The 13,656-nt window shown below is 41.6% G+C and carries 12 protein-coding genes and 2 tRNA genes; 1 reads left to right on the top strand and 13 read right to left on the bottom strand.

The window, feature by feature from the left end; all coding sequences use genetic code 11:
* Nucleotides 1-499: 499 nt before the first annotated feature.
* The 13 genes from rpsO to tpiA form a co-directional block, all read right to left on the bottom strand.
* A complete protein-coding gene (gene rpsO / locus JMX97_RS00775; RefSeq protein WP_201554143.1) occupies nucleotides 500-766 on the bottom strand; it encodes a 30S ribosomal protein S15 in 267 nt (88 codons plus the stop codon).
* A 264-nt stretch (nucleotides 767-1,030) separates the two neighbouring features.
* Nucleotides 1,031-1,210 carry a hypothetical protein gene (locus tag JMX97_RS00770; protein ID WP_201554141.1) on the bottom strand — a complete coding sequence of 60 codons (180 nt, stop codon included), beginning with the start codon at nucleotides 1,208-1,210 and terminating at the stop codon, nucleotides 1,031-1,033.
* Nucleotides 1,211-1,329: 119 nt separating this feature from the next.
* Complete coding sequence (locus JMX97_RS00765; protein WP_201554139.1) at nucleotides 1,330-1,497, bottom strand: hypothetical protein; 168 nt, start codon at nucleotides 1,495-1,497, stop codon at nucleotides 1,330-1,332.
* Between the two features lie 129 nt (nucleotides 1,498-1,626).
* Nucleotides 1,627-2,151, bottom strand: a complete 525-nt coding sequence (locus JMX97_RS00760) for a type 1 glutamine amidotransferase domain-containing protein (protein ID WP_201554137.1) — start codon at nucleotides 2,149-2,151, stop codon at nucleotides 1,627-1,629.
* 302 nt (nucleotides 2,152-2,453) lie between these two features.
* Nucleotides 2,454-3,488 carry a tRNA pseudouridine(55) synthase TruB gene (truB, locus tag JMX97_RS00755; protein ID WP_201554135.1) on the bottom strand — a complete coding sequence of 345 codons (1,035 nt, stop codon included), beginning with the start codon at nucleotides 3,486-3,488 and terminating at the stop codon, nucleotides 2,454-2,456.
* A 9-nt stretch (nucleotides 3,489-3,497) separates the two neighbouring features.
* Complete coding sequence (locus JMX97_RS00750) at nucleotides 3,498-3,917, bottom strand: ribosome-binding factor A (protein WP_201554133.1); 420 nt, start codon at nucleotides 3,915-3,917, stop codon at nucleotides 3,498-3,500.
* Nucleotides 3,918-4,089: 172 nt separating this feature from the next.
* Nucleotides 4,090-6,810, bottom strand: coding sequence for a translation initiation factor IF-2 (gene infB / locus JMX97_RS00745; protein ID WP_201554131.1), 2,721 nt, complete (start codon nucleotides 6,808-6,810; stop codon nucleotides 4,090-4,092).
* Nucleotides 6,811-6,961: 151 nt separating this feature from the next.
* Nucleotides 6,962-8,446 carry a transcription termination factor NusA gene (gene nusA / locus JMX97_RS00740; RefSeq protein ID WP_201554129.1) on the bottom strand — a complete coding sequence of 495 codons (1,485 nt, stop codon included), beginning with the start codon at nucleotides 8,444-8,446 and terminating at the stop codon, nucleotides 6,962-6,964.
* A 126-nt stretch (nucleotides 8,447-8,572) separates the two neighbouring features.
* Complete coding sequence (rimP, locus tag JMX97_RS00735; RefSeq protein ID WP_201554127.1) at nucleotides 8,573-9,073, bottom strand: ribosome maturation factor RimP; 501 nt, start codon at nucleotides 9,071-9,073, stop codon at nucleotides 8,573-8,575.
* Between the two features lie 443 nt (nucleotides 9,074-9,516).
* A tRNA-Met gene (locus JMX97_RS00730) sits at nucleotides 9,517-9,593 on the bottom strand.
* Nucleotides 9,594-9,717: 124 nt separating this feature from the next.
* Nucleotides 9,718-9,801: transfer RNA gene (locus JMX97_RS00725), tRNA-Leu, on the bottom strand.
* 222 nt (nucleotides 9,802-10,023) lie between these two features.
* Entirely contained in the window at nucleotides 10,024-10,332 is a 309-nt protein-coding gene (gene secG, locus JMX97_RS00720) for a preprotein translocase subunit SecG (protein WP_201554125.1), read from the bottom strand.
* Between the two features lie 237 nt (nucleotides 10,333-10,569).
* Complete coding sequence (tpiA, locus tag JMX97_RS00715; RefSeq protein ID WP_201554123.1) at nucleotides 10,570-11,415, bottom strand: triose-phosphate isomerase; 846 nt, start codon at nucleotides 11,413-11,415, stop codon at nucleotides 10,570-10,572.
* A 360-nt stretch (nucleotides 11,416-11,775) separates the two neighbouring features.
* Between tpiA and pilB the strand changes: the two genes are divergently transcribed.
* Nucleotides 11,776-13,485, top strand: coding sequence for a type IV-A pilus assembly ATPase PilB (gene pilB / locus JMX97_RS00710; RefSeq protein ID WP_201554121.1), 1,710 nt, complete (start codon nucleotides 11,776-11,778; stop codon nucleotides 13,483-13,485).
* Nucleotides 13,486-13,656: the final 171 nt, after the last annotated feature.

Raw genomic sequence — 13,656 nt, 5'->3', positions numbered from 1 at the left:
AGTACTGCGCTATCTTTCTAGTAATTTAAATTCGGTTTTCTATAAATATCAGTAAATTTTTGTCATTATAAATGACCAAACCATGTCTGGCATTATTTACTTTGTTTTGCGCTTATATTTATATATAAGCCTACTATGAAAACGCACAGTGCACTATTTTACAGGGATTTATAGCCATTAACCAATTAATTAAGAAACTGAGCAAATGTTACTGTTTCTCACTGCTCTTCGCCGCAGATGGTCTTTGTTTAAACTTTTGCTCCTGACCTATACCTTTGTATATACTAAGCAAGCTACTACGTGTCTTTCTTTTAAATTATCTCAATATAATAGGCATAAAAAAAACGGCGTGAAACTATTCCACACCGTTTTTATACTGCTCAACTATTACGTCAATAACCACAAGTAAATTACTTTAGGGCTATCAAGACCTCTAAAATTACACCGCAAATATACAGCGTATTTTAACTTGATTGCCACCTGTGCCATTGTCGCTAAATTAACGACGTAGACCTAGCTGTTTAATAACTGTGGTATAACGACTAAGATCTTTACCTTTTAGGTAATCAAGCAACTTACGGCGCGTATTAACCATACGGATAAGACCGCGACGGCTATGATGATCCGCTTTATGGGCTTTAAAATGATTTTGTAAATCATCAATACGAGCACTTAGTAAAGCCACTTGTACTTCTGGTGAACCTGTGTCGTTTTCGCCGCGCTGGTATTGTGAAATGATTTGTTCACGATCAGTGTTAGTTAGCATAAATTTCTCCGGCAATGCTAAAAGCTCCAGTACACACTCAATAAATTTAAGCGCTTGTGGAACGATAGAATAGTATAAATGAAATAGTTTGCACATCATTCAGGACAACCCTGCATTACTAGAGTTGACCTAGTGAGGAACAAACACGTTGTTTTAACTAGGAGGGGATTATAACAAAAAACTGTTGAACTAACAGCAATTTTTGCCAGTAGTTTCAACAGTTTTTAAAAATAACCTTAAAGTGACTCTAGATAAATAAAAGATTTATTTATTTTTCTTAACGTCATCTTGGGTGGCATTACCACCGAGTGCATCATCTGCTAATGGAACCGTTGTTGCTTCAGCTTCGCTATCAGGAAAAACATCTTCGCTAGGATTGATATCTTCTGCTAGCTGTTGTATTTTTTGTTCTTGCTTGTCCATATCTTTTTGTGACTTATCCATAATGTCTCCTACGATTTACACGTTGCTTATCAGAGGTGTATTAATACGCCTCATTACTGATCTGCCAAAGCATCAGTAGCGAGGCGCTAATGAGTAAATTAAGACTCACCCATCAAAAGCTACTTATCCTCGTCTTTCTTAGCTTCTTTTGCGTTATCAGCGATACGATCTGCGGCTTCTTCCGTATCTTCTGCATAATTACTTTCAGTTTGATTCTTTAGCGATGCTTTAGCTGCTTCAGAACGTTGTTGCTCAATTTTAGTATCGTTTGGGTTAGGCTGTGCCATGATAATTTCCTCTTTGGTGGTTTTAGATTAATTGTAGTAAGTTAAAACTTCTATGTTTTGTATAGCATTTTTATATAAGGTATTTATGTAACTTATTTGTATAATGATGATTCTAGTTAAAGTGGCTTGTTAGGATAAAGCCTTATCAATTGCCTCAACAAAGTTCTTAATATCATCTGGATTACGTGAGGTAATAAGATTACCGTCTACTTGTACCGTTTTGTCTACAAATTTCGCCCCAGCGTTTTCTAGGTCAGTTTGCAAAGATTGATATGCCGTTAGGGTTTTTCCTTTGGCAATTCCAGTATTAATAAGAATCCAAGGAGCATGACAAATTAAAGCTAGTGGTTTTTTGGCGTTGTTGACAGCTTTGACTATATTATGCGCTTCTTCGTTACCACGTATAGTATCGGCATTTACCGTACCACCAGGTACTACTAGAGCGTCATAATCATCAATTTGGGCATCTTTTGCAAAGATATCTGCGGTAAAGGTATCGCCTTTATCGACATCTTGATTCATAGCTTGGACTTCTTTGTTCTTGTTGGTGGTGATAAGAATCGTCTTATAACCTTTATCTTTTAATTGATTATTGACGTCTTCGTATTCTACTTGTTCAAAATTATTATGTAGCAAGAAAGCGATCGTTTTCATAATGTTCCGTACACTTTTAAAAGTTAAGTTTCAATCTGAGTTATATTTCTTAATATTTTTAGCACATGAGTCCATATTTTATTTATGCTGATAATTATTTTCTCTTATTGGATCATCACTCTTGATGAGCTTTGTTATTATCAGTATTTAGTTATTATCAGTATTTATTACTGACTGTCACCTTCCCTAGTAAATCAAAATTAGTATATAAAAAAAACAGGTTCCACCATAGGTGAAACCTGCAATAAAATGTGACGATATGTGATTAGTGTAAGATGTTAGTAAATTATGCAAGTTTTAGGTTAGCGCGAAATCACTTTTTTAGGTTGTAGACGTCCGTTGAGGCTAACAGCCCCTAAACCTAGAAATTTTCTTGATTCATCTATCAGGCGGATATCAACCGGTAGCTCATGTTCTGCATGGCGATCATTATCAGTTTCTGAAGTTGTAGTAGATGATGCGCTATGCTGCACGTTACTTATAATATAAGCCTGGAGCTCGGTGGTAAGCTGATCAATAACGTTTAGGCGTTGACCCATCTTTATACGCTCGCACTGCGCGGTATTCAGCATCAATTCAGCGGTAATATTAACGCAGGCATCAATAGGTAATAATTGTGATAAGCGCGTATCAAGTTCCTGCTGCTCCAGCTGAGATACAGTGATAGCCTCGCTCAAATCAAAATGACCTACCTGCGAACGACGCAGAGCAACCAAATGCCCTAATGTACCTAACTCTTTAGCAATATCTTCTGCCAAAACCCGCACGTAAGTCCCTTTAGTACAAGTAACCGTCAGTTGAATCTGTTGGTCATCCACCATTATTAAGTCAATCGCTTTAATCACAATATCTCTAGGCTCACGCTCAATTTCTATTCCAGCGCGCGCATATTCATACAACTTCTTACCGTCTTTTTTTAAGGCGGAATACATGGGCGGAATTTGCTGCTGCGCGCCCATAAACTGCTGAGCAATACGGTTCAGTAATTCCTCGTTAAGGGTAGGAATAGCAGCTTGTGCAATGACTTTTCCGTCTGCATCTCCGGTATCTGTCTGCTGACCGAGCAAGATCGTCGCCTGATAAGACTTATCAGCATCGAGCTGGTAATGACTAAATTTAGTCGCCTCACCCAAACAAATAGGCAGCAGACCAGTCGCCATCGGATCAAGGGTTCCAGTATGCCCAGCTTTTTTGCTGTCATGTATAGGCGACTTAAACAGATATTTAACCTTTGACACCACTTGCTGAGAAGTCATGCCTTTAGGTTTATCTACCAAGATTACCCCTGAAACCTTTTGCTTACTTTCTTGATCGGCTGCTTGCTTCGCAATAGACATAGTATTTACTTATTCGTCAGTTTGTTTCTGATCTATCTCTTGATCATCAGCTTCATTGCTCTCAGTTTTAGTAACGGCCTGACTGATCAAATCCATCATATAGTTACCACGAGCAGTGACTTCATCATAATGAAAACGCAGACGCGGTGTAGTGCGGGTTTTTAAGCTACGGCTTAGCTCAGTACGCAAAAATCCAGCCGCTTTATTAAGTACTTGCACACTCGGTTCATGATCAGTCTTGTTCATGGCGCCGTTGAGCTCTGGTTCCATGATAGTGACATAAATATCTGCGTAACCTAGGTCAGCGCTAACTTTGACACTAGAGATAGTCACAAAACCTGTCAGACGTGGATCATTAACTTCATCACGAATAAGAACAGCAAGCTCGCGCTGGATTTGATCCGATAAGCGTTGTAGACGTTGGTTCATATTATTATCCTATTTTTACTACTATTTATTTTTGATAGTGCTAAAAGCATATTATATACGATAAAAAAGGCCTAGCAGGATGAACCTGTTAGGCCTCAATACATCGTAATATCAGTAAGCAATGCGATGTATGTTCAGCTTATTAGGCTTATAGCATGCTTAAGTAAAACATTTAGATGGTGCGTTCGAATTCTTGTATTTCAAAGACTTCGATCTTATCACCCGCTTCGACACTATAGCCACGAACTGCCATACCACATTCCATGCCAGTACGCACTTCATTGACGTCTTCTTTATAACGACGCAATGACTGTAATTGACCGGTAAAGATAACCTGATCATCACGTAATACACGAATCGGCTTGTTGCGATAAATAGTGCCTTCAACCACCATACAACCGGCAGCTGCACCAAATTTACTAGAGCGGAATACTTCGCGAACATCAGCAACACCTAAGATTTTCTCGCGATGTTCTGGGGCAAGCAAACCACTCATTGCCGCTTTCACATCATCAATTAAACCATAAATAACGCTGTAGTAACGAATATCCATACCAGCAGCATCTGCTTTACGGCGTGCGGTAGTATCTGCACGGACGTTAAAGCCTAACAATACGGCTTCGCTAGATTCTGCAAGCGTCACATCAGATTCTGAGATCGGGCCGACACCTGAGCTAATAACCCTTACTTTAACTTCATCAGTTGATAGCTCATCTAATGCGGCAAGTAAAGCTTCAAGCGAACCACGAACGTCAGTTTTTAGCACGATATTCAAGAATGACACGTCACCTTGTTCCATCTGCTCAAACATGCTCTCTAAGCGCATTTTGTTCTGGCGCTCAAGTTGACGCTCACGCTCACGATTGGCCCTAAAGTCAGCGACTTCACGTGCTTTCTTCTCGTCAGTAACGACTAAGAACTCACTACCTGCAGCTGGGGTATCAGGCAAGCCTAAAACCTCAACGGGGATAGAAGGACCGGCCGACTGAATGCGTTGACCATGCTCATCGACCATGGCACGGACTTTGCCGTAGTATTCACCCGCTAATACTAGATCGCCTTGTTTGAGAGTGCCTTTTTTGACCAGCACGCTAACAACAGGACCACGACCTTTATCAAGTCTTGATTCAATGACCACACCTTGAGCAGCACCATCTAAAGGCGCTTCTAATTCCATAACCTCAGCTTGTAAGCTAATGTACTCAAGCAGATCATCGATACCTTCACCCGTTTTGGCCGAAATACGTGCCATTGGTGTATCGCCGCCCCACTCTTCAGAGACTACTTGTTTGGCGGTCAATTCATTCAACACGCGATCAGGATCAGCACCTGGCTTATCCATTTTATTAATAGCTACGATAAGTGGGGTACCAGCAGCGCGAGCATGATCAATTGCTTCTTCAGTTTGCGGCATCATACCGTCATCAGCTGCGACCACTAGTACGACAATATCTGTCGCTTGGGCACCGCGAGAACGCATGGCACTAAAGGCCGCGTGACCTGGGGTATCAAGGAAAGTGATAACACCGCGATCCGTTTTCACGTGATAAGCACCAATGTGCTGTGTGATACCACCAGCCTCGCCAGTAGCAACTTTAGTTTCGCGAATCTTATCTAGTAATGAAGTCTTACCATGGTCAACATGACCCATAATAGTAACAACTGGTGGGCGCGTTTGCACGTTACTACTACGCTCATCAACTGCACTATGAAGATCGTCTTCAACCTTAGTATCACTTACTAGTACTGGATTGTGACCCATTTCTTCAACGATTAAACTGGCTGTCGCTTGGTCAATACTGTCTGTTTCACGCGCCATTTCGCCCATTTTCATTAGCAATTTGGTAACTTCACGGGCTTTGACAGCCATACGCTGAGCAAGTTCTGCTACCGCGATTTGTTCAGTAATTTCGACGTCGTAAACGATTTTATCAACTGGTTTTTCGAACTTATGTTGCGACGATTGCGCTGAGCTTAAACCGTTTTTACGATTTTTTATTTCACGCTCATCTTGGTTCTTACGGCGACGACCACGGGTTGCAGTGCTGCTTGCGCCACGCTTAATCTCACGACGTTCTTTTTCAAATGACTCTTCTAACGCATCACCTACCAACCCTTCGGCTAATGGCTCGTCCTTACGAACTTCCGTAACAGGCTGATCGGTATATTGACCTGCCATTTTACGCATCTGTTCAAGAGTACGTTTTTGCGTCTCTTCAGCTTGTGCACGACGAGTTTTTGATTCCATTTGACGTAGACGTTCTTCTTCTACTTCACGAGCTTCACGAGTTTTACGTTCAGCTGCGCTTTCAACTTTTGGCTTAGTAGCAGCGACTTTCTTCTTCTCTTTGACTTTGATCTCAACGGCAGCTTTACCACCCTTTTTGACCACTACTGAAGAAGTAGAAGGCTCAGCATTTTTGCCTGCTGTGCTTTTGTTAGATCCTAAACTTGCACGCATGGCCGCTAAGGTAGTCGCTTGGCGTTCTTCAGCTTTTTTCTTAGTAGCAGAACGCTCTTCAGCATCTTTAGCCGCACGAGCTTGTGACTCAATCAGCGCCTGTTCACGTGCCGCTAATTCTTCAGCCATTTTTTCTGGATCAGGCTTTTCGAAAACTTTCTTTTTACGCACTTCAACATTGACGCTCTTAGATTTTCCTGAAGAGCCGGTCACGCGTGCAGTGCTAGTCGTCTTAGATTTGAGACTAATACGGCGCTTGTCTTGCTGACCATGACTTTGCTTTAAATACGTCACCAACTTCTCTTGCTCAAGTTCGGTGACTGAGTCATCCTCCCCACGAGCAGGCAGCCCAGCATCCACTAATTGCTGTTTTACAGCAATAGCGGTTTTGCCTACCATATCTGCCAGTTCTTTGACGGTCTTATCTGCCATTGATTATCACCTACTGTCTATTGTTTGCTATATGTTCAATTCAGTTGTTGGCTACAAATGATTGCGTTAAGGTTGCTATTAATTTTGTATCAATATCAACGCTTTATTACCAATAGCATATCACCAAAAGACAGCGATATGCCGTTAGTGCCTATTCATTGAACCAAGATTCCCGAGCTTTCATAATAAGTTTTCCTGCGGTTTCAGTATCTAAACCTTCGATATCTTCTAGGTCAAATACCGCTTGTTCTGCTAAATCATCAACGGTAATGATGTCTTTTTGAGCCATTTTATAAGCCCAACTGACCGTCATACCTTCCATATCTTGCAATTCTTGGCTTGGCTCTTTCATGTTTTGTTGTTTTACCAGCTCATCAGCGATGACCACTTCTTTAGCACGCTCTTGAATCATATCAATGGCTTCGTCATCTAAGCCTTCGATATCATAAAAAGTCTCTACTGGTACGTAAGCCACTTCTTCAATGCTGGTAAAGCCGATATCAACGAGCGCGTGTGCTAAATCTTTATCAACCTCTAAACGCTCATAGAATAACTCGATAAAGGCTTTTGATTCGTTATCCTGACGCTGCTGATACTCTTCTTCAAGCATCATGTTAAGCTTATAACCTGTGAGCTCAGAAGCCAGACGTACGTTTTGGCCTTGTGAGCCAATAGCGCGTGCTAGCTGATCATTAGTACTAAAGATAATATCAGCAGTCTGCATATCTTCGTCTAAAATAATGCTACTGACATCCGCTGGTTCAAGCGCGCTAATAATGAATTGGGCAGGATCATCTGACCACACCACTACATCTATACGCTCACCATCAAGCTCTTGCTGTACTGCTTGAATTCGCGTACCACGCATCCCAATACAAGCGCCAACCGGATCAATACGATGATCATTGGTTTTGACCGATATTTTAGCACGAGTACCCGGCAAGCGAGCAACGTTACGAATCTCAATAATTTGCTCAGCAATCTCAGGCACTTCTTTTTGCATTAAAGCTGAGAGCATTTCAGGGTGCGTACGGGATAATAATAACTGTGCACCGCGATTTTCACGGTTCACATGATATAGAATGGCATTAATACGTGATTTTACGCGCAGCTGCTCACGTGGGAGCATCTGATCACGTGATAGATAGCCTTCGGCATCATCCCCAAGATCAATGATATAGCCATCGCGCGTTTGTTTTTTTACCTCACCATACATCATTTCACCGACGCGTGGCTCAAAAACGTCTGCCACTAGGGCACGCTCAGCTTCACGGATCTTTTGGATAATAACTTGTTTGGCTTGAGTGGCTGCAATGCGACCAAATTCAATGGATTCAATCTGCTCTTCTCTAACATCACCGATTGACCATTGTTCTTGGTCAAGATCAGTAATGGCAAGCTGACAAGCAGGCATCTCGTGATCTTCATCTGCAACTACCGTCCAGTAACGATAAGTATCATAGTCACCAGTCGTACGATCAATAGCAACCCGTATGGCCACTTCTGGCTGTTCGGTATATACTTTTTTCTTAGTCGACACCACTAAGGCATCTTCTATGGCTTCAAAGATATCTTCAGGATTTAAGCCCTTTTCATTACTGACAGTTTCTACTACCGTTAAAATTTCACGACTCATGCTATACCTGTCCTATCATTTTATAATTGGCTTCAATTTTATAATTGCTGTATTGACGTTCTGTTGTAATCGTAAGCCATACGCTAGTTAAGTATTTCAATAATTAACTCTAAATAGCTTCAACAATTAGGCGTCTTCATAAATTAAATGGGCTTTATCGATATTGGTTAAAGCAATCTCAAACTGCTCACCATCGGCCGCAGTCAAGTTTAACAACGTTGCATCTATACTGTCTAAGCTGCCTGTTACTTTACGGCGTTTTTGATCGCCTTCTCCGATAGCTTGTATCAAACGTAAGCTCACAGTCTGACCGACGTAATCATGCATTTGCTCATCTGAGAAGAACGCCCGGTCAAAGCCTGGTGAAGAGACTTCTAGTACATATTCACCAGCAATAGGATCATGTACCTCAAGGATACCGCTCACCTGATGGTTAACCGCCGCACAATTCTCAATGCTCACCTGTTTATCTTGCTCTTTTTCTTCAGGTAAAGCCTCAATGTAAATACGCAACAATGAGCGATTGCCTTGTGGCGCAAATTCTACGCCCCACAGCGCTACATCGCAAGCAGCTACCGCAGGGGCAATAATGTTAGTTAGTTCTGCAACTTTAGTCGAAAGTTTCATAATCTATTTATATCTTCCTATTCACTTATCTGTCGTACTTAATGAACCGCGCTATTTGTTTGTTTATTGCTTTTTTATTTACGAGGCTCACAGTAATCGTTATGTATTCTATCAATTATATAATAGCTCTAGCTCATTACAATATTTGTTTTACATCTACACTATATAAGGACATGACTTAGGAACATCAAGCTCAGCTCATGAATGTACTTATTATATATAAAGCAAAGTTATCAATAAAAGAGTATGAAGTAAAAGGCAGTGTCGCTTATGAACAATCGCATAAGTAGACAAATAGTATCGTACTCTATGGGCATAGAGCTTAGCATAAGTAGGGTAGATACCGCGATAACCCTGACTAACAGATACAAAAAAACCCACAAGCATAATGGTGGGCTGATTGTCACTGACGAATTTATTGTGCAATATATCAGTATAAAATATGGTAGCGGGGGCTGGATTTGAACCAACGACCTTCGGGTTATGAGCCCGACGAGCTACCAGACTGCTCCACCCCGCATCAATCTAGAACGCATATTATAGGGAGGTTTTATAGAACTGTCAATCTTTATTTTAAATAAACTTTAAACTAAAAACAGCGTTGCTATAATTACTAACTTAATATTGTTCAGTATAAAAAAAGTTGGTGCGATTGGGGGGACTTGAACCCCCACAGCTTGCGCCACTACCCCCTCAAGGTAGCGTGTCTACCATTCCACCACAATCGCTTATGTCTACTTGTTGCTTTAACTTTTTTTACTAACCTGTTTTAGCTTACTGCTCTTATTCTATTGTGCTATACCATGAGGATGGTACTTACGAGAAGTGCAGACTGCCAAAACAGGAAAGCATTGTAAAACTAACACACTACAATAGCAAGAGCTGCCAATAAAAAAACGCAGAAACTATATAGCAGGTACTACCACTATAAAAGGTTGAGTTAAATACAGCTACTGAGGATTTTCTGTCAAAGGACGCGGCGTTTGCGGCGCTGAAACTGGCGCATCTAAACGAAACTGATCTTCAGCTTGCTTACGCGCGTTTACAGCAAGCGTCATACTGGTTATAAAAAACACTACTGTTAATGCTCCCGTAGCACGGGTCAAAAAGTTTGCTGTCCCCGCCGCGCCAAATACGGTTCCAGACGAACCAGCACCAAAAGAAGCCCCAGCGTCTGCCCCTTTGCCATGCTGTATCAAAATCAAGCCAATCATGGCAATGGCCACGATAATGTGCAGGGCTAATATAAACGTAAACATGGTGGCCTCTTTTGCCGCGTAATGACGACTGATAACGGGAGTTAAATCTTAGGGTCTAATACTAGGTATATAGAAGTACAATGATTATAGAAGTACAATGATTATAAAAGTACAATGACGTTAAATAAGGCGCATTGTACACGATTGCAAGGGCACTGTTAAACCCACTTTTATTGACTTACAAAGACATTTTGAATGCTATACGGTTGCTAGGCATATAAGCTTTAGCGATATTAACTAAGTTTTGGCTCGGTCAAAGGCTTCAGCGATTGCTAAAAAGCTTTCTGCTTTTAATGAGGCGCCACCAACCAGTGCCCCGTCTATCATAGGATCTGCCGCAAAACTATCGGCATTATCAGCATTGACACTACCACCATATAACACACTAACGGTAGATAAGGGTGCCGCAAAACTGCTTATAGTTTGCTTGATATATTTATGAGTGGCGCTCACCTCAGCTACGGTTGGCACTTTGCCGGTGCCAATGGCCCAAACGGGTTCGTAAGCAATGATTAGTCGTTCGGATAAAGTGATAGCAAAATCGGACGGCGCAGCTGATTGTTGGCCTGACTGCTGGTTTGCCTGTTGTTCTAACAACTCTTTTATTACGGCTAGCTGCTCGTCAAGTACGTCAAAGGTGCTGTTAGCATCATATTGCGCTTGAGTTTCACCGATACATAGCACGATTCCTAGATTTTGCTTAAGGGCATTATCAAGTTTCTGTACAAGCAAATCATGAGATTCTTGATGATACTGTCGACGCTCAGAGTGTCCAATTAGCGTCCATATTGCGCCCGCATCGGTCACTTGCTGCGCTGAGCAATCACCGGTATAGGCTCCAGTAGTAGCACTATGAGCGCTGATATCTTGAGCGGCGCACAATATGGAAGACCCTTGCAGGCGCGTACTGGCAGCTGATATATGAATACAACTTGGTGCTATCATCAACTGACAGTGTTTCGTTGTGCCTGCCCTAGTTGACTCTTCAGCGGTAATGGCTGTTAATAGATCATCCATAAGTGCATTGACGTCGTTACTCGTTGCTGGATTCTGCTTCCAATTTCCAATTACCCAAGCTTGCATTACTCATCTACCTTGTATTCATCATTGCCGATTCGGCTAATATGCGCGCAAGTATAACAAATATTTCACAAGTGCTATAGTTATAGTATAGTGCTGAAGGATGTGTTCTGTTGTTAATGGCCTTTTAAACCAGCCAAATTAGAATTTTCAATAGCGTCAATCTAAAATCAGTCGATAAACAATTCAGTCGTTATAAAACAATATTAATAAAAAACCGCATGCGGCCAATAGCCAGCCCATTGATACAGTAACAGCAGACTTTGTCGGTAAATAGCCCTATATAAAACGAGCACTACACTATAAATAGTGTTTTGGTTTTATATAAGTTTATGGCACATTCAGCACCAAGGAGAGATAGTAATGTCTACCACAACTAGCAAGTTTGGTGGTTTAGCGCAGCAACTGGTTAGCGAAGGCGTTGTCAGCGAAGCGCATATGAAAACGGCGCAGACTGAGTCGCAGCGGCAGCAAATAGGACTGGTGCCTTATCTGGTAGATAATAAAGTAGCCAAGGCTTATCAGTTGGCACAAATGCTGTCACAAGCATTCGGTGAGTCGCTATTTGATCTCAATGCACTCAGTAACGATGTGATTCCAAAAGACTTAGTTGATGAAAAAATAGTCCGTAAGTTTAATGCACTACCAATCTTTAAGCGTGGACAGCGATTGTTTGTCGCCTTGAGTGATCCCACACGTATCGACGCGATTGATGCGATTGCCTTTAATTCGCGGTTGTCTGTTGAGATCGTGATAGTCGAAGAAGATAAACTTAAAAAACGTATTGATAGCGTTTATGAAGACAGCATGCAAAACTTCGGTAGTTTTGCTGATAGCGACTTAAACATCGACTTTGAAGAGACCAGTGATGATGAGAGCGAAACCAAACTTTCTGATAGTGTCGATGAAGCGCCAGTAGTAAAGTTTGTCAATAAAATGCTGGTTGATGCTATCCGCATGGGCGCCTCCGATCTACATTTCGAGCCGTATGAAAAAACCTTTCGGGTACGCTTTCGAGTCGATGGGGTTATGCAGAAAATGGCCAATCCACCGGTACAGCTGGCCAGTAAAATTGCTGCACGTCTAAAAGTCATGTCACAAATGGACATCTCTGAGCGCCGTGTCCCGCAAGATGGACGTATCAAGCTTAAAATATCTAAAGATAAAGCCATCGACTTTCGGGTAAACTCCTTACCAACCCTATTCGGTGAAAAACTAGTTTTACGTATTTTAGACCCCTCATCAGCAATGCTTGGTATTGAAGCTCTAGGCTATGAGCCAGATCAAGAAGAAATGTTCTTAGAAGCACTTCATAAACCGCAAGGGATGTTACTGATTACGGGACCTACCGGCTCCGGTAAGACGGTATCACTCTACACTGGCATTAATATTCTCAATACTGGAGAGACCAATATTTCGACCGCTGAAGATCCGGTCGAGATTAACCTTGAAGGTATTAATCAAGTTAACGTCAACCCGAAAGTAGGATTGACCTTTTCTAATGCTCTTAAATCGTTCTTACGCCAAGATCCAGATATCGTCATGGTAGGTGAAATTCGTGACCTTGAGACTGCCGAGATTGCTATTAAGGCGGCACAAACCGGTCATATGGTACTTTCAACTCTGCATACCAACTCTGCTCCTGAGACCTTAACGCGTCTGCGTAACATGGGAGTAGCGTCATTTAACATTGCCACCTCAGTGAACCTAGTTATCGCGCAAAGGCTAGCGCGGCGCTTATGTAAGAACTGTAAAAAAGCTGTCAATATTCCACGCCAAAGCTTGCTTGAAATTGGTTTTGCTGACGTTGATTTGGACAATCCAGATAACACGATCTATGAACCTGTAGGCTGTGGCGAATGCCGCGATGGTTATAAAGGTCGGGTGGGTATCTATGAGGTCATGAAAGTAAGCCCAGATATTTCGCGCATAATCATGGAAGACGGTAATGCCATTGATATTAAAGATGCAGCACTCAAGAATGGCTTTAGGGATTTGCGCCGCTCTGGCATTTTAAAAGTATTACAGGGGGTAACCAGTATTCAAGAAATGATGCGGGTCACCTCTGAATAACAGCTATGAATGTGCGACTATAAACCGAAATACAGCTAGCTCTTAAGCTTTAATACTTTCAAAATTTAGTCTTTTATAGTTCAAACTCCTATAAATAGCTTTCAGTAGTCAATAGTACCTAAAATAAAAGCCTTAAAACTTACAATCATTGATTAATCACTGATTTTTTAC

The sequence above is a fragment of the Psychrobacter sp. 72-O-c genome (assembly GCF_904846605.1).
Lineage (GTDB): Bacteria > Pseudomonadota > Gammaproteobacteria > Pseudomonadales > Moraxellaceae > Psychrobacter.
This window is presented reverse-complemented; position numbering and strand designations above follow the sequence as displayed.

Bases quoted from the DNA above. Each gene is read 5' to 3' on its own strand.
- JMX97_RS00770 (WP_201554141.1), bottom strand. From the start codon at position 1,210: ATGGATAAGTCACAAAAAGATATGGACAAGCAAGAACAAAAAATACAA.
- JMX97_RS00765 (WP_201554139.1), bottom strand. From the start codon at position 1,497: ATGGCACAGCCTAACCCAAACGATACTAAAATTGAGCAACAACGTTCT.
- nusA (WP_201554129.1), bottom strand. From the start codon at position 8,446: ATGAGTCGTGAAATTTTAACGGTAGTAGAAACTGTCAGTAATGAAAAG.
- rimP (WP_201554127.1), bottom strand. From the start codon at position 9,073: ATGAAACTTTCGACTAAAGTTGCAGAACTAACTAACATTATTGCCCCT.
- rpsO (WP_201554143.1), bottom strand. From the start codon at position 766: ATGCTAACTAACACTGATCGTGAACAAATCATTTCACAATACCAGCGC.
- JMX97_RS00750 (WP_201554133.1), bottom strand. From the start codon at position 3,917: ATGAACCAACGTCTACAACGCTTATCGGATCAAATCCAGCGCGAGCTT.
- truB (WP_201554135.1), bottom strand. From the start codon at position 3,488: ATGTCTATTGCGAAGCAAGCAGCCGATCAAGAAAGTAAGCAAAAGGTT.
- tpiA (WP_201554123.1), bottom strand. From the start codon at position 11,415: ATGCAAGCTTGGGTAATTGGAAATTGGAAGCAGAATCCAGCAACGAGT.
- JMX97_RS00760 (WP_201554137.1), bottom strand. From the start codon at position 2,151: ATGAAAACGATCGCTTTCTTGCTACATAATAATTTTGAACAAGTAGAA.
- pilB (WP_201554121.1), top strand. From the start codon at position 11,776: ATGTCTACCACAACTAGCAAGTTTGGTGGTTTAGCGCAGCAACTGGTT.
- secG (WP_201554125.1), bottom strand. From the start codon at position 10,332: ATGTTTACGTTTATATTAGCCCTGCACATTATCGTGGCCATTGCCATG.
- infB (WP_201554131.1), bottom strand. From the start codon at position 6,810: ATGGCAGATAAGACCGTCAAAGAACTGGCAGATATGGTAGGCAAAACC.